The organism is Arthrobacter glacialis, from assembly GCF_002909445.1.
Lineage (GTDB): Bacteria > Actinomycetota > Actinomycetes > Actinomycetales > Micrococcaceae > Specibacter > Specibacter glacialis.
In genome coordinates, this window is the sequence record NZ_PPXC01000023.1 from 24,287 (window position 1) to 50,371 (window position 26,085).

Genomic DNA, 26,085 nt, shown 5'->3' on the forward strand with positions numbered 1-26,085 from the left:
GATGGCTCCTGTTTGCCGCACGCACCCCGCCGGGGACTTTACCGCTGCCTGGTCCGAGAAGGTGCCCGGGGCCATGACGCATCCCGGTCCCCGTCAAAACACCTGGGACCCGCCCCTGCCCCCCGACCATGCCGTTTCCGATGCGCCGGTGCCGATTGCCGCGGTGCTCGGTGCGCTCTGGAAAACCCGGGGGTTCCACGTAAACCCCGCCACCGGGGCGCCGGGCGGCATCCCGCAACGGGCCATTCCCTCGGCCGGTGCCTGTTATCCGGTGCAGGTTCATCTGCTCTGCGGTAGCGACTGCGATGTACCGCCGGGAATCCATGCCTACAACCCCGCCAATTCCACCACGTACCGCCGCATCCAATCCGCACCCGCAACGGCCGGTGCCATTGTCGTTTTCACTGTCCTGCCCCAGCGAACCGCGGCGAAATACCATCATCGCGCCCTGCCGCTGCTGCTGGCCGACACTGCCTACGCTCTGGTGGGTGTGGCCCGCCATGCGGCCTCCCGGGGGATGGCGAGCAGGTGGCTCACCGCGGATCCAGCCACCTTGGCTGCGGCGGCCAGGGTGCCTGAATACTCCCAGTGGCAGCAGCACTGGCCGGATACCGGAGCGGAATTGGCCCTGGCGGCCCTGTCGATGGGGGCCGGTGACGTACTGCCCGAACTATCCCAGTGGGTTGCCGCCGCGGGACCCGCTGGCCGGGCCCGGCCGGTCCCGCAGCGGCAACTACGCACGCTGGCGGCCGCGGAGCGCTGGGCAACTGAGTCAGGACTCCGCCACCCTGAGGGCCCACTAGACCTGACGCCGGGCGAACGGCTCATGGAAGGGCAACTGCTGCGCCGTCGCAGTATCCCCATCACCGGAGCCGTCCCGGTGTCGACTCACCCCCACCGAGGCGCAGCTGAGCAGGTATGGCGGGCGATGCTGGAAGATTTTCCGCTACCAATGCCAGCTGCGTGTGAGGTCCTGTTAGTGGACCAAGCCGGCATTCGGAATCGGCTGCTTCGCCGGGAGTGTGCAGGACAGCGGTGGGTGGATTCACTGGACGGGATACTGCTCTTTCGCACCCGCTCTGCGCCGGACGAAACGGCCATGTGGTGGGCCGCGGCGTCCGCCGCCCACCTGCTCTATTCCTCCCTGTCTACCGACCCGGGAATCACCTTCCGGCCCGTGGCCGGCTGGACTGGGACCCGGGACGGGTTCACCACCCTGCACGCGCTCGGATTCCGGGCGTTCAGATCGGAAGGAAACACTCATGCTGGTCAATAGGCGCCTGATGGCCTTGTCCCTCGGACACCGCCGAATTCTTCATGCACTCACCCTTGTCGTATGCCTGGGTACCGCCAGCTACTGGGTGCAGGCCTGGTTCCTGGCCCACGCCTTGGCCGGGCTGCTGCCCGGCCAAGTTCACTCCGGGGCACAAGTGGCGGGAAGCCTGCTCGCCGTACTTGGCTGCGGTGTGGCCCGCGCTGCTCTGCAACAGGTGCAGGCCAGTCTGGCTAGCGCCTTGGGAACCGCGGTACGCCTTGAATTACGCGCCACCCTGGCCGGGGCACTACTACGCCCGGAGCGGCTGCGCGACAATTCCGAACGCAGCGGGGCACGCCGGCTGGCCCTGAGCGAAGGTGCGGACGGCGTGGAGCCCTACGTCACCGCCTACATACCCCATGCACTGCAGCTGCAGATCCTGTGCCCGATCCTGCTGGCCGGCGTGGCAACGCTGAACCCGGTGCTCGCCGCAGCGCTGCTTGCCGCCGTCGTGGTGGCCGTGGGTGCCCCGAGGTTATGGGGCAGACTCCTGGCCCGGCGCAGCACCACGCACTGGGACTCCTACGAGGCCCTGAGTGCCGATTTCCTTGAGGCGTTGCAGGGCATGCGAACACTGAAGATCCTCGACGTCGTCCCGCGCTTCCGCACCCGGCTGGACGAACGCTCTCAGGAACTGCACCGGGCCACCGTGGCCACCATGCGGGTCTCACTCGCCGACACGGCATTGGCGGACCTCGGGATCCAGGCCGGGCTGCTGGCCGCAGCGGCACTGACCGCCTTGCACTCGCTCGGAGCTCTGCCCAGTGGAATCGGAGGGGAACCCTCACTCACATTTTTCACACTCATCCTGGCCTCAGAGGTCTTTCGGCCCCTCCGCGACCTCGCACGCCAATGGCACGCCGGCTACCTGGGCATCTCCGCATTGGGCAGCATCGATGCAGCGATCGCCTCCGACAGCGAAAAACCAGCCAGGGCCCCCGCTCACCCCGCTCCGGACCCAGCCAATGGTGCTGGCGAACAGCCGACAGATGGCCACACCCTCGTGCTGGAAGAGATTTCATTCCGCTACGGGCCCACCTCCCCGTGGCTGCTAAATGGCGCCACGATCGGCCTCCGCAGCGGCGGGATCACCGCTGTGGCAGGGCCCTCGGGCGCCGGAAAAAGCACACTCTTTGACATCATGCTCGGGTTCCTGCCCGCCGGCGGACAATGCCTGCTGGACGGACGCCCGATGCAACCCGGGGACGTCAGCGTAGTTTCTCAACACAGCTATTTGTTCCCTGGCACCATCCGGGCGAACCTGGCGGCAGTGCGTCCCGGGGCCAATGAAGCAGACATGCGCGGTGTGATGGCCCGGGCGGGGTTGGGCGCCGAGCTCGCAGCGTGGCCCCATGGCCTGGACACTGTCATTGCGGAGGCCGGGCACTCGCTATCCGGTGGTCAGCTCCAGCGCCTGGCGATCGCCCGCGCCATCCTGGCCGACCGCCCGGTGCTGCTGCTCGATGAGCCCACCTCGGCGCTGAACCCGGAGTTGGCCGGCGAACTCATGGATTTCTTGCGCGCCGAAGCCCGGTACCGCATCGTGGTGATGATCGCCCACCGCACCGAGGCCCTGGAAGCCGCCGACACTGTGCTGCAACTGCACGAGGGCACGCTGCGCGAAACCATCCCGTCCACATCCCCGGAGACATCATGAGCCTGCAGAACACCGACAAAGTGACGCGCCGGGAAGATCCCCTGTGGGGACTGCTCCCGTATCTATCCGCGCACCGCATGGCACTGGCTTGGACCGTGCTGGTTGGCCTGGCCAACAACCTGGCGCTGGTTTTCCTGGCCGTGACGGGGTCTTATACGGTAACCCTCGCCCTGGTCGAGGATGAGCTGGCGGACCCGGGGTGGTGGATCGCCGGTGGTGCGGCCGTACTGCTGCGCGCGATCCTGACCTGGCACGAAATGGACATCTCGCACTCCATCGCCTATCGAGTGCTCGCGGCATTGCGCATGGCCCTCTTCGACGGGTTTTCCCGCGGTGTGCCATCCCGGGCTCCAGGCCAACACACCGGACGGCTGGCTGCCACCGCCATGGGGGACACCGAGAAGCTCGAGTTCTTCTACGCCCACACACTGACCCAACTGGCCGGCTCCGCCGTACTGTTACTGGGCGGCACCGTTGCGCTGTTCCGGATCGGCGGGTCACTGGCCGCCGGCCTGGTACTGGGTTTGGCTGCCCTGGTGCTGCTGACCCTTCCCTGGCTGCGCACCAACGCACGCCTTGGCGAGGAGGTGCAACGGGCCAAGGCCGACCAATCAGCCTTGGCCGTGGACCTACTTTCCGGCTCCCGTGAAATCCTCGGCTTCGGGTTGCAAGAGCATGTACAGCAGCAGCTCGCCGCCGCCACCCACACCGTGGCCAGAGCAGAACGCCGACTCAAATCCCGTGAAGCCGCATCCGCAAGCATGCGCGAATTGTGTTCCCTGGGCATCCTGGTCGCTGTGTTCCTAGCGGCCTGGAACAGGCCGGGCCTGGATCCGTTGTGGATCCCGGCCGTGGTTGCAGGAACCCTCACACTGCTCTCCCCGCTGATGGAGGCGGTTGCTGTTTTCACCCAATTGCAACCCCACCGTGCCAGCGCGGCCCGGGTACTGGAGGGGATCTCCATGCCCGCCGAAGGCCCGGTGCTGACGCCGGTTCTCCCCTTTGCCGCTGTGGGCCCGCTGGGAATCGAAATCCAAGGTGCGGGCTTCAGCTACGGGGACGGCACCACGGCACTGGAACCCTGCTGGCTGTCCGTGGGACCAGGGGAACACCTGGGCATCTCGGGTCGCTCAGGGGCTGGAAAGACCACCCTGGCGCGGCTACTGGTACGCCTCTGGTCCCCGGATACAGGCTCTATCAAGTTAGTCCCGAGCGCTGGCGAGTCGGTCGACGTGTCTTCCGTGGACCCGCGCGTCTTCCGTGGATTGGTCACCCTGGTGGAGCAGGACGCCACGATCTTCCACGGGTCACTGCTGGAAAACATGCAACTGGCGGTCCCAGGCGCCTCCGCGACCCAGGTCCAGGGCGTTCTGGGCCGCGCCGGGCTAGTGCTGGACGCGGGGCGCTGGCCAGACGGCGTGCACACCATGATCGGAGAGTCCGGCACCAGCGTCTCGGGTGGAGAACGCGCCCGCATCGCCCTGGCCAGGGCACTTCTGGTGCAGCCCCGAATACTGGTCCTGGACGAGACCACCGCATCCCTGGACGCGGCCACCGAAGCGGTCCTGCTCGACGCCGTGGCCGCACTGTCCGGTGACACAACAGTCATCACGATTTCGCACCGGGATTCCACGTTGGCGCGCTGCGACCGCATGGTCGACCTCGCCGACCTGCACTCTTCACCCCTATCCCAGCCGCATAGACCCTCCCGGTAGGACCCCGGTGCCAAATCTCTGGCGAAACCTGGCACAAGGCCGGAGCCGGACCGTTTGCGGTCCAGCTCCGGCCGTGTCATTTATGTGTGTGCTCGCCGAAGGGCCAGGCTTTCCGGTTCTCTTTCGGAGACTCGGATACCTTCGGGGTCCGCTATGTGACGGGCCCCGAAGGTATCCGGGGGTGTTGCGGGGCGACGTCCTTAGCCTTGATCCACCGATCCGGTTTGGTGATTGACTGAATCTCAATTTTCGGTCATCTTGTGTTTTTGGGCAGCCCGGGGGCCGGCCTCGCTGCCGGTGGTGTTCCACTTTTGGTTCCTTGGGTTGCGCCGGGCTGGCTGGATTGACGGGTTTTAAGCGGCTCGTGGCGGTGCGTGTGTGGCGGTGACGAGGTTCACCCATTCGGTTTGCCAGGGCCAGTCTTGAGGCAGGTGTAACTGTTGACGCCGCGCGCTGGAAGCTATCCGGGCCGGAATATTGATGATTTTGCGGCAGATCGTGCCGGTCCGGGCCTTGGCGAACTGGCCTTCGGCGAGAATCCCGGCGGTGCGGGTCAGGTTGTAAGCCATGACCGCGGCGACCAGCCACGCCGAGTTCGCGGCAAACTTGCCCGAGGGCAGGTGGGCCAGGGCACTGTCTTTCAGATCAGCGTTGACTTGCTCGATCCGGGCGTGCTTGCGATGAACTTTGTCAGCGGCAACCGCGTCCAGCTTCTCCGTGGCCACGGTGGTGAAGAATGCATGGAAGCGGTGCGTGTCAAAGAGTATTGGCTGAGCTGCGGTGGCTTTCGGGTTCAGCTCGCCGGATGCGTCGCACGACCAGCCGCCCGGGGACACGCTCGGCCTTCTTCCTGGAAGAGAACGCGGTGAACGGGATTTCGGCGACTTCAGCGACTGACACCCATGTTTGGGTGTCCTCGTCGTAGATTGCGTTGGTGTACTTGATCGGAGTCCACGCATCCGTGCCGATGGCGGTGATGGCGCTTTTGATGGCCGGGTTCATCGGCACCGTGACCGTAACATCGGCCCCGCCGGCCAGTGCTGCGCTAACAGAGGGGTAGCCGTAGTAGGCCGAATCAAAACGACACACCACCGGCCCCGGCGTCTTCGTGCGTTTGAGCGTGGATAAGGCTTCAGTGACGAACTTGTTCGCACCGCGGGCGGAGTTCGCAGCCCCTTTGCGCAGGCGTTGGGCGATGATGACCGGGGCCGTGTCCTCCCGCGAGGCGGTGGCAAGGACGGCGTTCAGGCCGCGGACTCCGGAGTAGCCGTAACCGGAGCCCTGCTTCAGGTAGCCATGAACTTCGATGATCGTGTCATCAACATCAACAAAAATGAAGTCCTCCCGTGACGGCTCCGAACAAGGGCACTGTCCGGGCCAGGCCGGTCAGGAACCGGGAGGCGACTGCATCGAGTTGTTTCACATGCCCGAAGGTGAAGGAGCGCAGGAACGAGCCCAGCGTTGACGGGGCGTAACAACCCTTGAAGATCTTCTTCATCCCGCCGTGGCGCAGCACGGCCATGTCATCAATGGAATCGGCCCCGGCGACCATGCCCGCCACCAGCGCTGCGACCTTCAACCCCGCGTTCGCTCCCTTATCCGTGGGCACGGACAACCATTCATCCGCCAACGAGTGCAGGCCCACGTCCTCGGCCAGCCGCATCACCGGGACCAGCCCGGTCGGCGACACAAGGTTCTCCTCGTCAAAGGAAACTGACACGGCCGCACGGGTATGGGAAACTAGCATCTGCGAGATGTCCTCTTTTGGGTATGAAAATTTGACTGTGGTAAGCCATATTTTCCCCTAAAAGACGGGCATTTCGTGTTTAAACCGCCGTAGCCACCTCAAACCAAATCGGTGGATCAAGGCTTAGAACGCTTCGGGGTGAAGCCCGGCTGCGATCTGTTCCACGGCCCGAATGTTGCCCCAGGTGCCCGGCATGACGTCGTCGGAGTCGACGGCCACCATACGGTTGTTCTTCACGGCGTCCAACTGCGGGAACTTCGAACGAAGGAAATCGATAGTCGCTTTCTCATGGGCCTTGTCGATGGTGGTGAAGACGATGACCTCCGGGTTCTTGGCGACCAACGTCTCGGGGGAGATGACGGAGGAGAAAAACTGGGCGAACGCCTGGTCATCAGGACTGAAGACGTTTTCGCCACCGGCGATCTCGATCATGTTGTATTCGATGCCCGCCCCGATGGCGGCAATGGTGTTACCCTCTACGAAGAGTTCAGCCACGGATGGCTTCGGCAGGCCCGAGACCCTCCGCGCCACGCTATCCAGTGCTCCCTGCGCCTCGCCGGCCAGAGTGGAGGCTTGCCCGGCGACGCCGAAGATGGCTCCCATATTCGTTATGTCAGTGAACAGGTCTTTTACCTCGGCGTTGCTGCGGCGCTCGGGGCAGCCAGCGGTGGCAATGTAGGCCTGGGCGCCGGCAGCCTTGAGCTGGTCAATGTCGGCGAATCCCTGCTCTGCGGTGAACTCATAGCTGGTGGGCGAGTAAACCAGGTCCGGGGCGACACCCAGCAGTACCTCCCGCGATGGCGGGCTCTGTTCGCTCAATTGCTTGGCTGTGCCCAGGTCCGCAAGTTCTGGCATGAGCGCCCGGCCCTTGCTTTGGGCCTCGGCTACGACTTTATCCGCTTGGCCCAGGCGCACCAGCATCTCGGACTGGCCCGGCGTCATGGCCACGGCCCGCTGCGGCACCCCGGCGAAGGACAGTGCGCGGCCGCAGTTCTCGATGGTTTGCGCGGCTCCGGCGGACTGCGTCGGTGCCGTGGCGGAGACCGCCTGGCCGCAGCCCGCCAGCAGGTTGCCACCCAGTAGTAGGCCGGAGATAAGAAGCAGAGGTTTGTTGTTCATGCGTTTTCCTTGACTATTTCGGTTTCGTGGTTGATTGGTTGTTGTTGCGCCGCAGGTGCGGGCAGAGGGGTAATCCGGGCGACGGCTATCAACGGACGGCCGGTGAGTGGATGCTCCAACCGGCGCGAGTCGACGCCGAAGCCGGCGCGGATGGCGTCCTCGTCGAGTACCTCGTGCGGACGGCCGATGGCTTGTAGTTCACCGGCCCGCATCAGGGCTACCTGGTCGCAGTATTCGCCCGCCAAATTCATATCGTGCAGGGCGGTAAGCACGGTGATCCCGCGCGAGGTGGCCAAGGACATGAGTTCAAGTTGGAAGGCGACGTCCAGGTGGTTGGTGGGTTCATCCAGCACCAGCACGGGGGTCTGCTGCGTCAGGGTTCTAGCCAGCAGTACGCGCTGCTTTTCCCCCCCGGAGAGCCCAGCGAAGTAACGCGCGGCCAGATGTGTGGCCCCGACTTCGCGCAGCGCGGTGTCGATGAGCTCGTGGTCGGCAGCGGAGTCGGCGCCGAATCCGCGCTGGTGCGGCACCCTGCCCAGCATCGCCATTTCGCGCACCGTAATAGGGAACTCCTGGGTGGATTCCTGGGCCATGACGGCGATCCTGCGGGCCACCTCGCGTCCGTCCAGGGATCGGACATCCGTCCCGTTCACGAGAACTGTTCCCGAGGAGGGCTTTTGGGCGCGATAAAGGGTGCGCAGAAGCGTTGACTTCCCGCAACCGTTGGGGCCCAGCAGACCCAGAACCGAACCTGAGGGAACGGTCAGGGAAACATTGTTCACGATCCGGTGGCCCCCGATCTCCACACTGACTTTTTCGAAGGAGACGTTCACTGTTCCACGCCCGCCGCACGGGCGCCGGAGGTGCGCATGAGCCAGAGGAAGAAGGGTGCGCCGACCGCAGCAGTAAGGATGCCCAGCGGGATTTCGGCCGGCTGGGCAATGGTGCGGGCCAAGAGGTCTGTGAGCATCAGGAACAACCCACCGCCCAGGATGACCAGTGGCAGCATCCGCCGGTGGTCCGAGCCGACAATCATGCGCACCGCATGCGGAACCACTAGGCCCACAAAACCGATCCCGCCGCACACCGCCACGGTGGTGGCAGTCAACAACGCCGTGGCCAGCAACAGTGTCCTGCGCATGGCGGTGACGTTAACACCCAACGCGATGGCTGCCTCATCTCCTGCCAGCATGGCGTTCAGCGCCCGGGAACGCAGCATCGCATACAGCCCCACCCCGGCCAGAGCGAGCCCGGGCAAGATTAGCTGCGGGTAGCTGGCCGCGGAAACGCTACCGAGCAGGAAGAACAAGACACTGTAGACGTTCTGGGCCTCGGTGGTGATGGTCAGGAAGTTAGTGATCGCTGCCAGAAGCGAGCCCAGTGCGACCCCCGCCAGAATCAGCCGGGAGGGAGCAATAATCCCGCCCTGCCGCGCCAGCAGGTACACCAGGGCTGTGGCGCCAGCGGCCCCGACGAACGCGGCCGCGTTCAAACCCAGCCCAGCCACCGCAGTGGATCCGGCCACAATGGCCAGCACCGCACCGACTCCGGCACCGGCCGAGACCCCCAGGATGTAGGGTTCGGCCAGCGGGTTGCGGACATTGGTCTGCAGCAGTGCACCGGCCAGGGCCAGGCTCGCACCGGCAATGCCAGCCAACAGAGTGCGCGGCAGGCGAAAGTTCCAGACGGCCTGATCTTGCGAGACTGAGATGCTACCGTCATTCATCCACGCCATGCCGGGTACAAGATGCCCGGCGATGATCTTCGCTGTTTCGGGCAGGCTGGTGGACAGTGGACCGGTGCTTGCGGAAACAAGGATCACTAACAAAATACTGGTCGACAGTGTCAGGGCGGTGCCGTGCCGCCGCCACGCGGCGGACCTTGGCCAAGGGGAAGGCGCTACGGGGCGCGGCGGGTCCAGGGGGGTTCTCAGGAAATCGTTCACACTACACACGATATCGTAAATGAGAATCATTAGCATTAGGGTCGCGCCAGTTCGCCTTGTCCTGAAACTTCCAAGTTTCTCACTCGTTACCTTTTTAGTAGCCCCTTAAAGCGTAAGAATTGGGGTTGATGGCCTTGTCGGTCCCGGCATGATTAAGTCCCCCAGTCATTGAGGGTCCGGGGATGTTGATGCTCCCATTCTTGTCAAATAGTTTTCTCTGCCAGTACTCCAAGCCAAGTTCGGCAGTCTTCAGCGGTTGTGCGGTCTCGTGATGTGCCACGTTCGATGCGTGAAATTGATGTTGGCCATGTTCCCATCGCGTCGGCCGCAAACGTCAGTGTTAGCCCCAGCGCCAGTCGTAGCGGGCGTAGAACGCTGGTCGGAGGGATGGGTCGTGGATTGGTCATGACGCGGTAAATTTCTCGGGCAACGTAGCGTTTGAGGCAGCGGATGATTTCCTTCTTGCTTTTGCCGTCCACGGTTCGTTTGGCCACTTGGCCCCGGGTGCGTTGATCCTTCGACATCCGCACCGGCGGATTCAGGCAGTCATTGCAACAGGAGGGGTTCGAGTCGGCTGAATGGCGAACTGAAAACATGCGGTCAGTGCCATCAGGGAGACTTGGATGACAGGCTGGCAACAGGAAGCAGCGGTAGAGGCGGTGACGGTGGCAGAGAGTGGCAAGGCCCTGATGGAATGGGGTCAGATACAACTGATCCTGCTGGACGGAGCCGATGAGAAAGTCGACCTGATCGTCAGCCACTGGCAGAACGAGGTCAACGACGAGGGGGACCTTGTCTTTCCCATCCCGATCAAGGGTGTCTTGGACCTGACCAACGGCGTCGCCACAGCCTGGCGCCCCAGTAGTACGACGACGGCGGGGCGCCCGGAATTTCTCTGGACGCCCCGCCGTCGTACTTCAGTCAGCCGTGGCTGGCAGGTGCAGCGCTAACCCGCCACACCGGCCAGAAGGAATATGACCGCGGCGATGGCGAAGCCCATGACGCCGATCAGGGTTTCCATGACGGTCCAGGTCTTCAGGGTGGTCTTGACGTCCATGCCGAAGAAGCGGCCCACCAACCAGAAGCCGGAGTCGTTGACGTGGGAGACCACCACGGAGCCGGCTGCCACGGCGACAACCAGGGCGGCAACCTGCATGCCGGCCAGGCCGGCGGTGGCCACGGCCGGGGCTATGAGGCCAGCGGTGGTGGTCAGGGCCACAGTGGCGGAACCCTGGGCGATACGCAGGATGGCGGAAATCAGGAAGCCTGCCAGGATCAGCGGAATGCCCAGGTTACCCAGGACATCGGCCAGTGCCGCGCCGATGCCAGAGGCGCGGAGCACGCCGCCGAACATGCCGCCGGCACCGGTGATCAGGATGACCGAACAGACCGGGCCCAGCGAGGATTCGAGCAGCTTCTCTATGGCGCCAGCGTTCTTGCCGCGGCGGGTGCCCAGGACATAAACGGCCACCAGGACGGCGATCAGCAGGGCGACCGGGGTTTCACCGATGGTGCGCAGGACCTGGAACCACTGCTCGTTTTTGACCTCTTCGGACAGCACGCCGGAGGACGCAAGGGTGTTCAGGCCGGTGTTGATGAAGATCAGGACAAGGGGTAGGAGCAGCAGGCCGATAATGGTGCGGAAGCGTGGCGGGTGGGCCTCGGCTTCGGCGCTGGCTTGGCCAAGGATGGCCGGGACCGGGAGGACCAGCTTCTTGCCGACCCACAAGCCGAACAGGTAGGAGGTCACGTACCAGGTAGGGATGGCGGTGAGGAGGCCGGCGATCAGGACCAAGCCGATGTTGGCATCAAAGAAGGCAGCGGCGGAGACCGGGCCCGGGTGTGGCGGCAGGAAGATGTGCATCACGGAGAAGGCGCCGGCGGCGGGGAGGCCGTAGCGCAGCACTCCCCCGCCCAAGCGGTGGGCCACGGCGAACACGACGGGCAGCATAACCACCAGGCCCGCGTCGAAGAAGATGGGAAACCCGAAGATCAGGGAGGCGAGGCCCAGGGCGAACGGGGCACGCTTTTCGCCGAACACGCCGATCAGGTAGTCGGCCAGCACCTTGGCGCCGCCGCTGGTCTCAACGATGCGGCCGAGCATGGCGCCCAGGCCCACGAGGAGCGCCACGGTGCCCAGGGTTGTGCCGAACCCGTTGATCAGCACAGGAACTACCTGGTTGGCGGGGATTCCGGTGGCGAATGCGGTGGCCAGGCTGATCACGATCAGGGCGACGAGTGCATGCATCCGCAGCTTGATGATCAGGAACAGCAGCACGACAATCGATGCCGCGGCGATGAGCAGCAGAGGTCCTGCGCCCAGCGTTTGGGTCCATCCTTCGATGACCATGGTTCTCCTTTGAACAGAACTACTTGGGTATTGGGGAAAAATTGGGTCGGCTCGGTGGCCGAGCTCGGCAGGCGCTGAGCTCCGCAGGTGCTGAGCTCGGCCTAGGCGGGAAGCATGAGGCCAGCCAGCACGGCGGTGACGATCTCCTCCGGGGAATTGGAGATGTCCAGGCGCAGGCTGCCGGCGGCAAGTTCGTTGCCGGTCAGCGGTTCCAGGGTGGCCAGCTGGCTGGGCAGGAGCGTAGGCGGCATAAAGTGGCCTTCGCGACCCTGCATGCGCTGGCCAATCAGGTCGGCGCCGCCGTCGAGGTGGATGAACAGGACCCGACCCTTCGCTTCGGAGAGAAGCTGACGGTAGCTCAGCTTTAGCGCGGAACAGGTGAGCACGGCGCTCTTCCCGGCAGCGGCATGAGCGGTCATCCAGCCCTGGATTTCCCGCAGCCAGGGCCAGCGGTCCTCGTCCTGCAGGGGAACGCCCCGGGTCATCTTGTCGATGTTGGACTGCGGGTGGAACTCGTCTGCTTCGGCATAGGCCCAGCCAAGCTGCTGGGAAAGAGCTGCCGCGATGGTGGACTTGCCGGAACCGGCAACGCCCATCACCACCAGGTGCGTGACTGGATACTGCATGCTTTAACTCCGAAGAAGACGCCGTTGGCCAAATGAAGAGATGTCGTTGCGCATCTCACAATGAAGTGCACTGGAAGATAAGGTATCACCATTTCAGACGATAGGTACTATCTTTTGGTGTCACAAGTCATACCTTTGAAAATTTGTCGGTACGATTGAAGGGCGCGCAAGCGCAGAGGAAAGCAGGAAAGATGTCGACGGCGACAGTACCGGACGCGGATAACGCGCACGACGGCGGGGCCTCCCCCTCCATGCATGAACGCGTTCTCGAGGCGGTTGGCTCCGCCATCGCTGCAGGGAGCCTTCCTCCGGGCAGCCGGCTGACCCTTGAGGGCCTCCAGCAGGAGTACGGCGTTTCCCGCACCGTTTCGCGGGACACCATGAAGGTCCTGGAGTCCATGAACCTGGTGTATTCGCGCCGGCGGGTGGGCATCGTGGTCCAGGAGCGCAGGCTGTGGAATGTCTTTGATCCCAAGCTGGTGCGCTGGCGCCTGGGCTCTGTCCGGCGCGATATTCAGTACAGCAGCCTCACGGAGCTGCGCATCGCCGTCGAGCCCATTGCTGCTGCCGGTGCTGCCCGACGGGCGAGCGCCGCGGAACGGGCCAGGCTGGTTTTCCTGGCTGCAGAGCTGAGGCGGCTGGGCGAGGCCGGCGAACTCGAGGCGTTCCTGGCGGTGGACATCGAGTTCCACTCCCTGCTGCTCCAAAGCTGCGGCAATGAGATGTTCACGGCGCTCGAAGGCATGGTGGCCGAAGTGCTCACCAGCCGAACCAAGCAGGGCCTGATGCCCTTCAAGCCGCGGAACGAAGCCTTACAGGCCCACGAGGATGTTGCGGCGGCGGTGGCCCGCGGTGACGCTGTGATGGCGGAGACCGCCGTACACCACATCCTGGACGAGGTCCGGAACGCGATGGGACTGCGCTGACTCCGCGACTTTGCTGGACTTGCCGTGCTATTCGTCAACTATCACGATCAGCCCGCTCGCCTCATGACTCGGGCTGATTTTCTTTTGCGGAGGTGCCCAGTGGCGGAATATGCGAAGCCTGGGCTCTCTGCTAATCGACTTCGACCGGGATTTACGCTTGCTCGTCCTTGACGGCATCGAGCGAATTGAAGTCTCTCTCCGCATGCAGATCGGATACATCCTCGGCCAGGCTTCCCATTCGCCCACCTGCGCACGTCAACGTTCGTGGTGGCCTTCACGGACGACTCCATCGACCCACGAACGAGCACACCGACGAGCCGCCACGCACAGTGGTTGCAACGATTGGATGCACGACGGACAGACTCGGATGAAGCATTCGTAGCGCACTTCCGGACGAAGTACGACAACTAGATGCCAATCTGGGCCCTGACAGAGATCCTGGAAATGGGGCTACTCGGCCGCCTCTACGCCGGTCTCAACAACTCCCTTGCGACCGAGATCGTACAAGCGTACGGAGCCCCCACCAAGAAGTTGTTGACAAGCTGGATTTCCTGCCTCAACTACATCCGCATCGTTTCCGCACACCACGCGCGACTCTTCAACCGCAAACTCGTCGCCGCCTCTGGTCGGCCCAAACCCGGGCTCGTCCCCGCCCTCGACCACCTGCAGGACGAGACCAGCGCCAAAAAACCGTTTTTGGACTCTACAACGCCCTCGCCATTTTTGCCTACCTCTTGCAGTCCATTGAAGCAGGGTCCGAATGGTCGCAACGACTCGTCAGAGTGATCCAAAACTTTCCTGAACGTCCTGGATTTACGATAGGAGCCCTCGGGATCCCCGCAGGTTGGACCTCAAAGGAACTCTGTAATACTTAGGTGCCACTCAAGGCAATTCTGTTCACGTCGCAGCACTTGGACGAGGCGCGGCCACATCGCATGTATTGAGTTGTCAGATTCAAACCGACGACGAACAACATCTACAGTTCGAATTCCGCAGGCACTCGCCGCACACGTACGACGTGCCAAAAAGGCTGCGCGGCGGGCTCCTATGAGGAACACCACTTGCCGCCGCAACCCCAGGGGCCTGCCTGCTGAGCAAACACTGCACACAAACACAGCGCAACGGTATCGGCTGGCAATCATCTCAACAGCGACCATCCGGGGCGGCCGCCAACGGCCAGGCCCAGTGGCGGCCACTACGTCTCACAGGCAATCAGTCCCGGCGACCAGGGCCAACGGGACTGTCAGGGTCTAAACCCTGCCGGAATTTCATGCAAAAGGATGACCTAGGTTGCAATACCCCTACTCTGAGCCATGCGGTCCTCCCAAAAACCCCGTCATTCCGGGCCTTATGAGCCTCTGGGCCCCCTGTCGGATTCGAACCGACGACCCCCGCTTTACAAGAGCGGTGCTCTGGCCAGCTGAGCTAAGGAGGCAAACGCAATCAAGCGCTAGACAAGGCTACCGTACACGGGGAGAAAAATAAAAACCGGCTCCCCTCCGCCAAAATAAGCGCAGGAAAGCCGGTTTCTACGGAGCATCTAGGAAGAAAGACTACTTCTTGGCGGCCAGTGCCTTGGCCAGGAAGTCGTCGAACGTTTCAGGTGACTGCCACTGCGCACCGTCCATGAACACGGTGGGGGTGCCTGTGACACCGTGGACAGTTGCCAACGCCGTGGTGTTGGCCATGTACGGGCGGAAGGTCTTGGTATCAACACAGGAGCTGATGTCCGCCGCTCCCACGTCGGAGGCGTACTTCTTCAGGGTTGCGTTGTCCAGGCCCTTGCTGTTTTCAGCGGGTTGGTTGACGAACAAGAGGTCCAGGAATGCCTGGTACTTTTCCGGCGACTTGTCGGCAACACAGGCAGCAGCTGCGCCGGCGCGTGAGGAGTAGTTGGTGCCTGAGGAGAAGCGATCCAGGAAGCCCAGCGCGCGGTATTCAACGGTAATCTTGCCCTCGCTGGCCAAAGACTTCAGCTGCGGACCAAACTGCTTTTCAAACTGGCCGCAGAACGGGCACATGAAGTCGAAGTACACAACAGTCTGGATCGGCTCGCCGGTGGCGGAGGGCTGGATGCCAATCTTTTGCAGGTCAAAAGCCTTCTCAGCAGCAGCGGTGGGAGGCGTGCCCACCTTGTCGATGTCCACGGTGGTCTCCGTGGTGGTCGGCTTGATAACAGCACCATCGGCCCCGAGAGTAATGCCGCCATAGGCGTTCATATTCGTCGGCACGGGGCCCGTGGACGCCACCGGCTCGTTGGCCTTGTTCGTCTGAATGACTATGAGCGCAACAATCACCACAATGGCCACCACAGCCGCCAAAACGCCGCCACGTATCAGCCAGCCTTTGCGCTTTTCCTTCTTCAGCTGGGCATCACGAATCGTTTTGGCCTGCTCGCGCGCCAAAGCGGTGCGCTCAGCTTTGGACAACCGCGGATCATTTTTAGAGCTCATAGTTCCTCAAGTCTTTGGGCATGAAAAAGGGCCGTTCTACGGCGTGTTCTTGATTATCTTAGGGGAGAAACCTTGGAGAATGCTCTCAAGGTAACAGGACCGCACAAAATGCCACTTCATGGCAGCGCAGGCAGCCAAGCGGCTAAGCTGACACAAACCCTAGTCTCAACCCCGGGAGTTGCACATGCCTGAAGATACTCCGCCAAAACAGCCCATCCACGAAGGCGGTTCGGACTTCGTTGTGGTCTCCAACCGCCTACCGGTGGACAGGATTTCCACTGAAGATTCCGACGCCGGATGGAGACGCGCGCCGGGCGGCCTGGTCACAGCCCTGGCACCCGTGATGGCAACGCGCGACGGCGCATGGGTGGGCTGGCACGGTGCCCCCGACGAGGTGCTGGAACCCTTCCATCACGAGTCCATGGACCTCATCCCCGTCCCGCTGTCCAGCGACGAGGTGGAGCTGTACTACGAGGGTTTCTCCAACTCCACGCTCTGGCCGCTCTATCACGATGTCATCGCGCCCCCTGAGTTCCACCGAACCTGGTGGGATTCCTACCAACTGGTCAACACCCGCTTCGCCGAGGCCGCCGCCCAGGCCGCAGCACCCAACGCCACCGTGTGGGTGCAGGACTACCAGCTGCAGTTGGTCCCGCAATACCTGCGCGCACTCCGCCCAGACCTGCGCATCGGCTTCTTCAACCACATCCCCTTCCCCTCCCCCGAGATCTTCGCCCAGATGCCCTGGCGCAAGGCCATCCTGGAGGGGCTCCTCGGGGCGGATCTCATCGGCTTCCAACGCCCCAATGACACCGCCAACTTTTTGCGCTCGGCCAGGCGCTTCCTCGGCGCCGGCGTCAAGGCCAAACAGGTCCACGTCAAGGACGCCGCCGGCAGGTACAGCCACATTGCCCGGGCAGAGCCTTTCCCCATCTCCATCGATGTGTGCCAAATTCAAGAGCTGGCAGCCCGCCCCGACATCATTGCCCGCTCACAGCAAATCAGGGAGGACCTGGGCAACCCCAAAACAATCCTCCTGGGCGTGGACCGGCTGGATTACACCAAGGGCATCACACACCGGCTCAAGGCCTACGGCGAACTGCTTCTCGACGACAAGGTCAAGGTGGAGGACGCCTCCTTGATTCAGGTGGCCAGCCCCAGCCGCGAGCGCGTGGAAACGTACAAGCAGCTGCGCGAGGACGTGGAAGGCATGGTGGGCCGGATCAACGGCCAGTTCGACACCATCCAAAACACCGCCATCCGCTACCTCCACCACAGCTACCCCGTCGAGGAGATGGTGGCGCTCTACCTGGCCGCCGACGTCATGCTGGTGACTGCCCTGCGCGACGGCATGAACCTGGTGGCCAAGGAGTATGTCGCCGCCCGCACCAACAACACCGGCGCCCTGGTGCTCAGTGAATTCACCGGCGCCGCCGATCAGCTCAAGCAAGCACTGCTCATCAACCCCCACGACATCGACGGCCTCAAGAACACCATCGTGCGGGCCATCGACCTCCCCCGGCGCGAGTCCGGCCGCCGCATGCGCGCCATGCGCAAGCAAATCCTCGCCCACGACGTCCAGCGCTGGAGCGACGACTTCCTGAACACCCTGGCCCAGAAGGCGATCCGCGATGACAGCTGACCTGCCGGGCGACCTCCGCGCTGCAGTCATCGAGCTGGCACAAACACCGCACCTTTTGGTGGCCTTGGACTTTGACGGGACCATGGCACCCATCGTTGACCGCGCAGAGGACGCCCGCCCCCTCCCCCGCTCCGCAGCAGCCCTGGCAGCCTTGTCTGCCTTGGAACGGACGACGACGGCACTTGTGTCCGGGCGCGCCCTGGCCAGTTTGCGTGTGGTCGCCGCCCCACCGGAGCCGACACTTTTGGTGGGCAGCCACGGGGCGGAAGTACATCTGGGTCCTAGCTCAGCTGAGCTAAAACCCTCCCTTCGCCAAGCAACTGCCCTGGCCGAGGCCCGGGCCGCCGTTGCCCAGGCAGTGGCGCTGTACCCCGGCACCATGGCCGAGCAAAAGCCCGCGGGAGTGGTGCTGCACTACCGGCAAGCCAGCGAAACTGACGGCCAAGCCGCCGTCGACCTTGTTAACCAGGAACTGGCGCAGAACCCGGCCTTCACCATCACCACGGGCAAAATGGTGCTGGAGATTTCTGTGGTCTCGGCCAACAAGGGCGAAGGCCTGGCCACGCTGCGGGAGTCCACCCACGCAACGGCAACGTTCTTTGCCGGTGACGATGTGACGGACGAGCACGCCTTTGCCGCCCTCCTCCCAGGAGACGTGGGCGTCAAAGTGGGCCAAGGCAACACCTGCGCCCACTTCCGCATCGAGTCTCCCCACCAGCTGCCCGCAGTTCTTGAACTATTGCTCGCCGCCCGCACCAACGGCGGCACGCACAACGCATGAAGGACACCACCTTGAACTCCGCCGTCATTCGTGAAGTCCGCCCCTGGGGCGGGGACCTCAGCGATGTCACGGTGGTCGATGGCCACATCAGCGCCGTGACGCCACACAACCCGGCCGCTGCGCACGGCGGCGAAACGGTGGTGGAGGGTCGCGGTCGACTGCTGCTGCCCTCCTTCTCCGACGTCCACGTGCACTTGGACTCCACCCGCCTGGGCCTGCCGTTCCGGGAGCATACGGGCGCGCCCGGCGTCTGGGGCATGATGATGAACGACCGCAACAACTGGCGCAACGCAGAGACCCCCATCGGCGAGCGCGTCGAGACCGCCCTGCGGATGATGATTGAACGCGGCACCACCCGTGTCCGCAGCTACGCCCAGGTGGATGTGGATTGCGGCCTGGAGCGCTTTGAGGCCGTGGCCGCCGCCCGCGAAACCCACAAGGACCGTGCCGAGGTGAAAATCATTGCCTTCCCGCAGGCAGGCCTGCTGCTGGAAAAGGGCTCCGCCGAGCTGTTGGAGGAAGCACTCAAGGCCGGGGCTGACGTGGTGGGCGGAATCGATCCCTGTTCCCTGGACCGCGACCCCGTGCGGCACCTGGACCTTGTCTTTGGACTGGCCGAGAAGTACCAGCTGCCCATCGATATCCACCTGCACGAACCCGGCGAGCTGGGGCTCTTCAGCGCAGACCTCATCGCCGAGCGCACCCGGGCCCTTGGCATGCAGGGCAATGTGACCATCTCCCACGGCTACCCGTTGTGGGGTGTCAGCGAGGCGCGCACCCGGGCGCTCATCGAGACCTGGGCGGAGCTGGACATCTCCACGGCAACGGTTGCCCCCGGCACAGGCCACCACCCTCCCCTGGCGCAACTGGTCGAGGCCGGCGTGCGCGTGGGCTTGGGCGAGGACGGCCAGCGCGACTACTGGTCCCCCTACGGAAACGCCGACATGCTGGCCCGCACCTGGCAGCTGGCGTTCGTCAACGGCTTCCGAGCCGATGAGCTGATTGAACATGCCGTGGCCGTGGCCACCATGGGCGGGGCGTCCATCCTGGACCGTTCCACACCCAGGCTGCGCTCCGTCGCCGACAGACCCGGAACGCAAGTCTCCGACGTCGCAAGCTTTGTGCTGGTGGCCGGGGACTCCGTGGCGGCGGCTGTCATGGACAAGCCTGAGGATCGCACCGTCCTGCATCGGGGCCGAGTGGTGGCGGATCAGCTCGAGCTCGTGTAGTAATTGTGGTGCAGTAAGTAATAAGTATGGAGAATTGGCACAAATACCAGAAGTGACTTCGGTCATAGGGAAAATGTGTCATACTTCATAAGTCGGCCCGCGCTGCCCCAGGTAGTCTGCGGTCTGATGGAATTACCAACCATTCACTTGAGGATCGTTCGGCACGTACCTGCCGATGAAGGGATTTATTGCTGTGGCTACAGTAACTTTTGATAACGCAACCCGAATTTACCCGGGAACCACCAAGCCCGCTGTTGACAAGCTCAACATCGACATCGCCGATGGCGAATTTTTGGTTCTCGTTGGACCCTCCGGTTGTGGCAAGTCCACCTCCTTGCGCATGCTCGCCGGCCTGGAAGATGTCAACGCCGGCCGCATCCTGATTGGCGACCGCGACGTCACAGACGTTCCGCCGAAGGACCGCGACATCGCGATGGTTTTCCAGAACTACGCGTTGTACCCGCACATGAGCGTTGCTGACAACATGGGCTTCGCCCTGAAGATTGCCGGCATCTCCAAGGAAGAGCGCGCCAAGCGCGTCAAGGAAGCCGCAAAGCTTCTTGACCTTGAGGCATACCTTGACCGCAAGCCGAAGGCACTCTCCGGTGGCCAGCGTCAGCGTGTTGCCATGGGTCGCGCCATTGTGCGTAACCCGCAGGTCTTCCTCATGGATGAGCCGCTTTCCAACTTGGATGCCAAGCTCCGCGTGCAGACCCGTACGCAGATTGCTTCCTTGACCCGCCGCCTGGGCGTCACCACCGTCTACGTGACCCACGACCAGGTTGAGGCCATGACCATGGGTGACCGCGTTGCAGTCCTCAAGGACGGCTTGCTGATGCAGGTTGACACACCGCGCAACCTTTACGATGCACCGCAGAACGTTTTCGTTGCAGGCTTCATCGGCTCCCCCGCCATGAACCTGCTGGAACTGCCCGTTGTTGACGGCGGTGTGAAGTTCGGTGGATCAATTTACCCCGTACAGAGCGCTGTCCTCGGCGAAGCCGCAGGCAACACCGTCACCGTTGGTGTCCGTCCCGAAGACCTCGAGCTGGTTGGTGCCGGCGAGGGCTTGGCTGTTGAGGCCGACGTCGTAGAAGAGCTCGGTGCCGATGCTTACGTTTACGGCCACGCAATCATCGATGGCAACGAGCGCGACATGGTTGTCCGTGTCGACGGTCGCCGCCCACCGTTGAAGGGCGACACCATCCACGTCCGCCCCCAGGTTGGCCACGTGCACCTCTTCGATGCAACCTCCGGCCTGCGTTTGGGCGACAAGGCTGTAACCCGCGACTAGTCCCCACCTGCTCCCCAACTGAAGCCGCTGGCGCGTCTTTAGTTGGGCCCCTCGCAGGCGTGGGCCCATCCACCCCCTCCCCAAGTTGAAGCCGCTGGCGCGTCTTTAGTTGGGCCCCTCGCAGGCGTGGGCCCACCACGAGTTGTATGGCGCGGTTGCTTGCTGGACTTTTCCAGCAGGCAGCCGCGCTTCACCATTTAAGAGAGAATTTGTATTATGACTGAGCAACCAGGCGCCAAATGGAACCACGAGCCAACCGACTTTGAGCAGATTGGCAAGTTGCCCAGGCAAAGTGCGCCGCCCGCGGCCGTGATGGGCTCCTTGAACATCATCGCTGCCTCCGCCGATCCCGGCCTGCTGGACCTCCCCTGGCACATCAAGCTCGAGGAATGGCCTGCCGCCAACCTGGCGGCACTCCCCCGCGGCATCTCCCGCCACGTGGTCCGCTTTGCCCACCTGGACGGTTCCGTCATCGCCATCAAGGAAACTTCCGAGCATGTGGCCCGGCACGAATATCACATGCTGCGCAAACTGGCCCGCCTGGATGTGCCCTGCGTTGAACCCGTTGCCGTCATCAGCGGCCGCACCACGCCCAGCGGCGCGCCCCTGGACCCCGTACTGGTCACCCGGCACCTGAAATTCTCCCTGCCGTACCGCGCCCTGTTCTCACAGAAGCTGCGCCGCGACACCCTGACCCGCCTCATCGACGCCCAGGCGCTGCTGCTGGTGCGCCTGCACCTGGTGGGCTTCTACTGGGGCGACGTTTCCCTCTCCAACACCTTGTTCCGCCGTGACGCCGGCGCCTTTGCCGCGTACCTGGTGGACGCCGAGACCGGTGAGCTGTACCCGGACCTGTCCACGGGGCAGCGCGAGTACGATCTTGAAATTGCCCGGGTCAACATTGCCGGTGAACTCATGGACCTGCTCGAGGGCGGGCTCATCGAGGAAAAAGTGGATCCGGTGGCCACCAGCGAGCTCATCATGGAAAGCTACCGCCGCCTGTGGGCAGAGCTGACCGAGAAGGAGTCATTCGAGCTGGAGGACAGGTGGCGCGTGGGCGCCCGCATCCGCCGCCTCAACGAGTTGGGCTTCGATGTTGAGGAATACGCCATCAAGACCACCCCCGACGGCTCCACCATCCAGCTGCAGCCCAAGGTGGTCGACGCCGGCCACCACCAGCGCCGCCTGCTGCGCCTGACGGGCATCGACGCCCAGGAGAACCAGGCCCGGCGCCTGCTCAATGACATGGACTCGTTCCGGAACGACGTTGCCCCTCCCCTGGATGAGGAGATCAGCGCCCACCAGTGGGTCAGCTCCATCTTTGAGCCCATTGTGCGCTCCATCCCGCGCGAACTCGGCGGCAAGCTGGAACCGGCCGAAGTGGTGCACGAGGTCCTGGAGCACCGCTGGTACAAGTCGCAGGAGGAGGAACGCAACGTGCCCCTCGCCGAGGCCGTGCAGTCCTACGTGGACAACATCCTGCGCTTCCGCCGGGACGAGGACGCCATCATGCTCAGCACCGACACGGCAACCATCAAGATGCTAGAAGGCGGAGTCCTCCCAGACGCAGCGTTCGAATAGCACACCCTCCCTTTCGACGCTCGCTCACGTCCGGGGCACTTTTTCCCGACGCTCCTTCACATCGGGGCACTTTTTGGAAACGCTCGCTCACCACCCAATCCGTTAGTGAGCGAGCGTTCTGAATTATCGCCCCGTATGTGAGCGAGCGTCTATGAGGCGGCGGGGATTGCCTTGCCCGGGTTGAGGATTCCTTGCGGATCAAAAAGTGCCTTGATCTGGCGTTGCATCTCCAGCACAGGCTCGGCCTGCTCAAGCCCCAACCACCGCAGCTTGTACTGGCCTATGCCGTGTTCGCCGGTAATGGTGCCGCCCAGCTCCAGCGCCATGTCAATGGACTCATCCAGGGCGGCATTGAGTGCCTGGATACGATCGGGCTCAAAAGTGGGCACAGAGAACGTGGGGTGGAGGTTGCCGTCGCCGGCATGGGCAATAACCTGCAGCTCAACATCATGGCGCACAGCCATCTCTTCCAGCGCGGTGATGTAGTGAACCAGTTGTGACCGCGGCACTGCCACGTCCTCGCCCACCCGGTTCTCGGCGTCCACGTCCAGGCCGCGGTTGTTGCGACGCAGGTCAACCAGGCGTTGTGCTTCGGCCGGATCCTCGCGGCTGACAGTGCCGTCGAGGGCCTCCAAAGCAGAAGCCGCCAAGGTCTCCTCCTGTTCGGCAGCCAGACCGTCAAACTGGATCAGCAGCAGCGCGGTTCCGCGCTGCGAGAGGTTGCTCCCGTTGCGGATGTCCAGTTCCTTCAGGGACGGCCCGTCCAGCAATTCCAGGATGCAGGGCTGCACGCGCGCGGCACCCAGCGCCAGTACGCCCGCAGCAGCCCGCTGCACATCGGGGAAGAAGACAGCCAAGGTGCGCACTATGGTGGGCAGGTACTTCAACCGCACAATTGCCCCCACAACTATGCCCAGGGTGCCTTCCGAGCCCACAAACAGGCTGGTCAGATCGTATCCGGCCACCCCCTTGAACGTCCTGTGGCCCGTGTGAATGAGTGAGCCGTCAGCCATGACCACCTCGAGGGACAGGACGGCGTCGCGGGTGACACCATATTTAGCGCAGCGCAGGCCACCGGCATTAGTGGCGATGTTGCCGCCCACGGTGGAGATCTTGAAACTGGCCGGGTCCGGGGCAAACATCAGCCCAAACTCGGCAACAGCTGAATTGAGGTCTCCGTTAATGACTCCGGGCTCAACCCGCGCAATTTCATCGGCAGCGTTGATTTCCAGAATCTTGTTCATCCGGGTCAGATTCAGCACCACGGCGCCGGCCGTAGCGTGCGCGCCGCCCGAGACCCCCGTGCCGGCACCACGGGTGACCAGCGGAACACTGTGGGCGGCTGCCGCCCTCACCACTGCCTGCACCTGGGCCACCGTCTCAGCCCAGACCACGGCAACGGGCTCATGGTAGTCCGTGACGGGACCCTGATCTCTGGCGTAGGTCTGCAGATCACTCTCAGCAACACTGATTTGGTCCGCGCGCAAGGTTTCCCGCAGTGTCTGTGCGAATTGCTGGTTGAGATGTAATTCTTGGACCGCCATGGCTGCGCAGACCCTTCCGTCAATGCCCGTGTGTGCTCCTTCCAGTCTAGAAGAAGCACACACGTTGGCTGCATTGCTAGGACGACGGCGGGATACTCACCCCGGGCAGGCGCCAGACATACGCTCCCGGACCGGCCAGAGCCAGGTCTTGTGCCACTTTGAACTCGCCCGCAGCGAAGGCCGGGGCTGCGTTGAGTGCCTGACTGCCGGCAAGGTCAAGACCCAGATCATCAAAGTCCAGGCCCACCATGTCAGCACGAGTTGCAATAACCAAGAGCGACTCCTCAGGTGACTCACGCACAAAAGCCAGCACATCGCCGTCGGCCATTAGCCAACGCATGCCACCCTCTGCCACAGCGGGACTCTCATGGCGCAAGGTGGTCAAGGATGCGTATGCGGCCCTCAAGTCGGTGACAATCCGTGCGGGCTCATTCCACGGCATGGGCGTGCGTGAGGACTCACCCCTGTCACCCTCCAAACCAAACTCGTCACCGGAGAAAATGACAGGGATGCCGGGCAGGAGCATGGACAGGGCGGCCGCCACGATGGGCCCGCCGGGGATCATGACGCTGACCGCACGCGCCGTGTCATGAGTATTCAGCGCGTTCATGGTGGCGTTGCGCACCGGCCAGCTGAAGGCGCTGGACAGATCCCTGTGCGTGGCAAGGACCACCTCGGCATTTACCCTGTTGGGACCGGGCAACGGTGTCCCAAAGAAGTCCACGCGCGCGCTGGGATCGGCCAGCCATTGCCACATTGGCCGGGTGAAGTTGGAGTACGTCATGGCGCCCTGCCAGCCGAATCCATCAACGTCAGCTCCGGCGTCGGAGGTCTCCTCACCCAACAACAGTGCGTGGGGATTGAGTTCGAGAATTCTGGCCTGGATCAGCGCGGCAACCTCACGGTTCATGTCCACGGCCCCGAGCCGGCCCGTCATGTTGCCGACGTCAATGCGCCAGCCATCCAAATTGAAGGGGGCCTTGAGCCAGTGCGCCACCACAGAATCTTCGCCGGTGACAAACGCCTCGCGCAGCGCATCCGAGCCCCAGTTGATCTTCGGCAGTGACTTTACGCCCCACCAGCACTCGTATTCGCTGTGGTCTTCGTTGAAGTAAAAGTAGCTGGCTTCAACAGAGTCTGGATCTGCCTGGGCACGCGTGAACCACTCATGAGCGTCACCAGTGTGATTGGCTGTCAGGTCTCCCATGACTTTCATGCCGCGGGCATGGGCGGCCGTCACCAGCCGGATGAGGGCCTCATCGCCGCCCAGAAGCGGATCCACCGAGTGGAAGGTTGAGGCGTCGTAGCGGTGATTGGAACGGCCGGGGAAGAAAGGGGTCAAATAGACAATGTCCACGCCCAGTGCTGCGAGCTCGTCCAGCTTCTCCGTCACGCCGTCAAGGTCGCCGCCGTAGAACTGCCGCGCCACGTCCGGGCCGCTGCCGTGGACGGGCGTCTGCCAATCACACGCAACAGCCCACTCCGGGGTGGGCCGCTGCGCGGCCTTGGCGGATCTGGCAAAACGGTCAGGGAACACTTGGTACATGACTGCGTCGCGGGACCACTCGGGGGCATCCCTTGCGGTGGTGACACGGAAGTCGTTGTAGTCCGAGGTGTCCCTGTCGTGGAGGCCGGCGTTGTTCAAGTGCCAATAGCTGGAACCCTCGCCCGCCTCGCCGGCTACTTCAATGACGAATCGGTACAGCGCCACGGGGTTGACGGCCAGTATGGCGGCCTCCCACCACACCCAACCGTCAGTAATGCCGAGGACCTGAGCCTCGTCGTAGCGGGGCTCGGCGTCCTGGACGTTGCGCACCCAAACCCGGGTTGCAGCGCCCCACGACTGCGGAATACGCATGCGCAACGTGCAGCGTTCGCCCAGGAGCCCTTCGCCTTGTACATACATCGCGGACCCGTCGTGATGCGGCGTCAAAACAGTCATGATTCACTCTTCCCAATAGCAAGCAATGCGCCCACCATATATCGACCAACTGAAGAGTCCTGCACCGCGCTCTTTGTATTACGCGTTAAACGACGGTGGCCACCTTGGTGGGGTGGCCGTGAGGGTGTGTGGTTGTTAAAGCAAGGGAGGCCCCTCACCGTGGTGTGGGGCCTCTACCTTTTTTACGTGTTGTCCGGCGGTGTCCTACTCTCCCACATC

Annotated in this window: 20 protein-coding genes, 1 tRNA gene and 1 pseudogene; 12 read left to right on the forward strand and 10 right to left on the reverse strand. The window is 63.3% G+C overall.

Going from position 1 to position 26,085, the window contains the following annotated elements; genetic code table 11:
* Position 1 precedes the first annotated feature (1 nt).
* Genes CVS27_RS19265 through CVS27_RS19275 form a run of 3 tightly spaced genes read left to right on the forward strand, consistent with a single transcriptional unit; the run spans position 2 to position 4,687 of the window.
* Positions 2-1,276 (forward strand): nitroreductase family protein, encoded by a 1,275-nt coding sequence (locus CVS27_RS19265; protein WP_103467469.1) that lies wholly within the window; start codon positions 2-4, stop codon positions 1,274-1,276.
* Complete coding sequence (locus tag CVS27_RS19270; RefSeq protein ID WP_103467470.1) at positions 1,263-2,972, forward strand: ABC transporter ATP-binding protein/permease; 1,710 nt, start codon at positions 1,263-1,265, stop codon at positions 2,970-2,972. The genes CVS27_RS19265 and CVS27_RS19270 overlap by 14 nt, the downstream gene beginning before the upstream one ends.
* Positions 2,969-4,687, forward strand: a complete 1,719-nt coding sequence (locus CVS27_RS19275; RefSeq protein ID WP_103467471.1) for an ABC transporter ATP-binding protein — start codon at positions 2,969-2,971, stop codon at positions 4,685-4,687. The genes CVS27_RS19270 and CVS27_RS19275 overlap by 4 nt, the downstream gene beginning before the upstream one ends.
* A 353-nt stretch (positions 4,688-5,040) precedes the next feature.
* Here the strand turns inward: CVS27_RS19275 and CVS27_RS19280 are convergent.
* The 4 genes and pseudogenes from CVS27_RS19280 to CVS27_RS19295 form a co-directional block, all read right to left on the reverse strand.
* Positions 5,041-6,434, reverse strand: a pseudogene (locus CVS27_RS19280) (IS1380 family transposase).
* Positions 6,435-6,557: 123 nt separating this feature from the next.
* A complete protein-coding gene (locus tag CVS27_RS19285; protein ID WP_103467472.1) occupies positions 6,558-7,553 on the reverse strand; it encodes an ABC transporter substrate-binding protein in 996 nt (331 codons plus the stop codon).
* The gene (locus CVS27_RS19290) at positions 7,550-8,386 is read right to left on the reverse strand and encodes an ABC transporter ATP-binding protein (protein WP_103467473.1); all 837 of its coding nucleotides are present in this window, start codon (positions 8,384-8,386) and stop codon (positions 7,550-7,552) included. The genes CVS27_RS19285 and CVS27_RS19290 overlap by 4 nt, the downstream gene beginning before the upstream one ends.
* On the reverse strand, positions 8,383-9,375 hold the full coding sequence (locus tag CVS27_RS19295) for a FecCD family ABC transporter permease (RefSeq protein WP_243400285.1): 993 nt from the start codon (positions 9,373-9,375) through the stop codon (positions 8,383-8,385). Before CVS27_RS19295 ends, CVS27_RS19290 begins: the two co-directional genes overlap by 4 nt.
* Before the next feature lie 746 nt (positions 9,376-10,121).
* On the opposite strand from CVS27_RS19295, the gene CVS27_RS19300 reads away from it, so the two are divergent.
* Positions 10,122-10,448: a hypothetical protein gene (locus CVS27_RS19300; protein ID WP_103467475.1), complete on the forward strand. Its 327-nt coding sequence runs from the start codon at positions 10,122-10,124 to the stop codon at positions 10,446-10,448.
* Here CVS27_RS19300 and CVS27_RS19305 read toward each other — a convergent pair.
* Together CVS27_RS19305 and CVS27_RS19310 are read right to left on the reverse strand one after the other, a co-directional pair.
* Positions 10,445-11,848, reverse strand: a complete 1,404-nt coding sequence (locus tag CVS27_RS19305) for a GntP family permease (RefSeq protein ID WP_103467476.1) — start codon at positions 11,846-11,848, stop codon at positions 10,445-10,447. The two genes, CVS27_RS19300 and CVS27_RS19305, sit on opposite strands and share 4 nt — an antisense overlap.
* 101 nt (positions 11,849-11,949) lie before the next feature.
* Positions 11,950-12,474 (reverse strand): gluconokinase, encoded by a 525-nt coding sequence (locus CVS27_RS19310; protein WP_103467477.1) that lies wholly within the window; start codon positions 12,472-12,474, stop codon positions 11,950-11,952.
* Positions 12,475-12,665: 191 nt separating this feature from the next.
* On the opposite strand from CVS27_RS19310, the gene CVS27_RS19315 reads away from it, so the two are divergent.
* The 3 genes from CVS27_RS19315 (at position 12,666) to CVS27_RS21525 (ending at position 14,186) form a co-directional block, all read left to right on the forward strand.
* Complete coding sequence (locus CVS27_RS19315; protein ID WP_103467478.1) at positions 12,666-13,400, forward strand: FadR/GntR family transcriptional regulator; 735 nt, start codon at positions 12,666-12,668, stop codon at positions 13,398-13,400.
* 109 nt (positions 13,401-13,509) lie between these two features.
* A complete protein-coding gene (locus CVS27_RS21520; RefSeq protein ID WP_103467479.1) occupies positions 13,510-13,782 on the forward strand; it encodes an Abi family protein in 273 nt (90 codons plus the stop codon).
* A 29-nt stretch (positions 13,783-13,811) separates the two neighbouring features.
* On the forward strand, positions 13,812-14,186 hold the full coding sequence (locus CVS27_RS21525) for an Abi family protein (protein ID WP_103467480.1): 375 nt from the start codon (positions 13,812-13,814) through the stop codon (positions 14,184-14,186).
* A gap of 575 nt (positions 14,187-14,761) precedes the next feature.
* On the opposite strand, the gene CVS27_RS19330 is transcribed toward CVS27_RS21525, so the two are convergent.
* Positions 14,762-14,835: transfer RNA gene (locus CVS27_RS19330), tRNA-Thr, on the reverse strand.
* Between the two features lie 118 nt (positions 14,836-14,953).
* Complete coding sequence (locus tag CVS27_RS19335) at positions 14,954-15,853, reverse strand: DsbA family protein (RefSeq protein WP_103467481.1); 900 nt, start codon at positions 15,851-15,853, stop codon at positions 14,954-14,956.
* Positions 15,854-16,037: 184 nt separating this feature from the next.
* On the opposite strand from CVS27_RS19335, the gene CVS27_RS19340 reads away from it, so the two are divergent.
* From CVS27_RS19340 to CVS27_RS19360, 5 genes are all read left to right on the forward strand, one after another.
* Complete coding sequence (locus CVS27_RS19340; protein WP_103467482.1) at positions 16,038-17,495, forward strand: alpha,alpha-trehalose-phosphate synthase (UDP-forming); 1,458 nt, start codon at positions 16,038-16,040, stop codon at positions 17,493-17,495.
* Positions 17,485-18,276, forward strand: coding sequence for a trehalose-phosphatase (gene otsB, locus CVS27_RS19345; RefSeq protein ID WP_103467483.1), 792 nt, complete (start codon positions 17,485-17,487; stop codon positions 18,274-18,276). Before CVS27_RS19340 ends, otsB begins: the two co-directional genes overlap by 11 nt.
* A complete protein-coding gene (locus tag CVS27_RS19350; RefSeq protein ID WP_103467484.1) occupies positions 18,273-19,505 on the forward strand; it encodes an amidohydrolase in 1,233 nt (410 codons plus the stop codon). The genes otsB and CVS27_RS19350 overlap by 4 nt, the downstream gene beginning before the upstream one ends.
* 193 nt (positions 19,506-19,698) lie before the next feature.
* Positions 19,699-20,799: an ABC transporter ATP-binding protein gene (locus CVS27_RS19355; protein ID WP_103467490.1), complete on the forward strand. Its 1,101-nt coding sequence runs from the start codon at positions 19,699-19,701 to the stop codon at positions 20,797-20,799.
* Positions 20,800-21,015: 216 nt separating this feature from the next.
* Positions 21,016-22,380 (forward strand): DUF4032 domain-containing protein, encoded by a 1,365-nt coding sequence (locus tag CVS27_RS19360; protein ID WP_103467485.1) that lies wholly within the window; start codon positions 21,016-21,018, stop codon positions 22,378-22,380.
* Positions 22,381-22,529: 149 nt separating this feature from the next.
* Here the strand turns inward: CVS27_RS19360 and CVS27_RS19365 are convergent, their stop codons facing one another.
* Together CVS27_RS19365 and CVS27_RS19370 are read right to left on the reverse strand one after the other, a co-directional pair.
* Positions 22,530-23,924 carry an FAD-binding oxidoreductase gene (locus CVS27_RS19365; protein WP_103467486.1) on the reverse strand — a complete coding sequence of 465 codons (1,395 nt, stop codon included), beginning with the start codon at positions 23,922-23,924 and terminating at the stop codon, positions 22,530-22,532.
* A gap of 76 nt (positions 23,925-24,000) precedes the next feature.
* Positions 24,001-25,866 carry a glycoside hydrolase family 13 protein gene (locus tag CVS27_RS19370; protein WP_103467487.1) on the reverse strand — a complete coding sequence of 622 codons (1,866 nt, stop codon included), beginning with the start codon at positions 25,864-25,866 and terminating at the stop codon, positions 24,001-24,003.
* Positions 25,867-26,085: the final 219 nt, after the last annotated feature.

Bases quoted from the DNA above. Each gene is read 5' to 3' on its own strand.
- CVS27_RS19265 (WP_103467469.1), top strand. From the start codon at position 2: ATGGCTCCTGTTTGCCGCACGCACCCCGCCGGGGACTTTACCGCTGCC.
- CVS27_RS19270 (WP_103467470.1), top strand. From the start codon at position 1,263: ATGCTGGTCAATAGGCGCCTGATGGCCTTGTCCCTCGGACACCGCCGA.
- CVS27_RS19275 (WP_103467471.1), top strand. From the start codon at position 2,969: ATGAGCCTGCAGAACACCGACAAAGTGACGCGCCGGGAAGATCCCCTG.
- CVS27_RS19285 (WP_103467472.1), bottom strand. From the start codon at position 7,553: ATGAACAACAAACCTCTGCTTCTTATCTCCGGCCTACTACTGGGTGGC.
- CVS27_RS19300 (WP_103467475.1), top strand. From the start codon at position 10,122: ATGACAGGCTGGCAACAGGAAGCAGCGGTAGAGGCGGTGACGGTGGCA.
- CVS27_RS19305 (WP_103467476.1), bottom strand. From the start codon at position 11,848: ATGGTCATCGAAGGATGGACCCAAACGCTGGGCGCAGGACCTCTGCTG.
- CVS27_RS19310 (WP_103467477.1), bottom strand. From the start codon at position 12,474: ATGCAGTATCCAGTCACGCACCTGGTGGTGATGGGCGTTGCCGGTTCC.
- CVS27_RS19315 (WP_103467478.1), top strand. From the start codon at position 12,666: ATGTCGACGGCGACAGTACCGGACGCGGATAACGCGCACGACGGCGGG.
- CVS27_RS21520 (WP_103467479.1), top strand. From the start codon at position 13,510: ATGCGAAGCCTGGGCTCTCTGCTAATCGACTTCGACCGGGATTTACGC.
- CVS27_RS21525 (WP_103467480.1), top strand. From the start codon at position 13,812: ATGCCAATCTGGGCCCTGACAGAGATCCTGGAAATGGGGCTACTCGGC.
- CVS27_RS19335 (WP_103467481.1), bottom strand. From the start codon at position 15,853: ATGAGCTCTAAAAATGATCCGCGGTTGTCCAAAGCTGAGCGCACCGCT.
- CVS27_RS19340 (WP_103467482.1), top strand. From the start codon at position 16,038: ATGCCTGAAGATACTCCGCCAAAACAGCCCATCCACGAAGGCGGTTCG.
- otsB (WP_103467483.1), top strand. From the start codon at position 17,485: ATGACAGCTGACCTGCCGGGCGACCTCCGCGCTGCAGTCATCGAGCTG.
- CVS27_RS19350 (WP_103467484.1), top strand. From the start codon at position 18,273: ATGAAGGACACCACCTTGAACTCCGCCGTCATTCGTGAAGTCCGCCCC.
- CVS27_RS19360 (WP_103467485.1), top strand. From the start codon at position 21,016: ATGACTGAGCAACCAGGCGCCAAATGGAACCACGAGCCAACCGACTTT.
- CVS27_RS19365 (WP_103467486.1), bottom strand. From the start codon at position 23,924: ATGGCGGTCCAAGAATTACATCTCAACCAGCAATTCGCACAGACACTG.
- CVS27_RS19370 (WP_103467487.1), bottom strand. From the start codon at position 25,866: ATGACTGTTTTGACGCCGCATCACGACGGGTCCGCGATGTATGTACAA.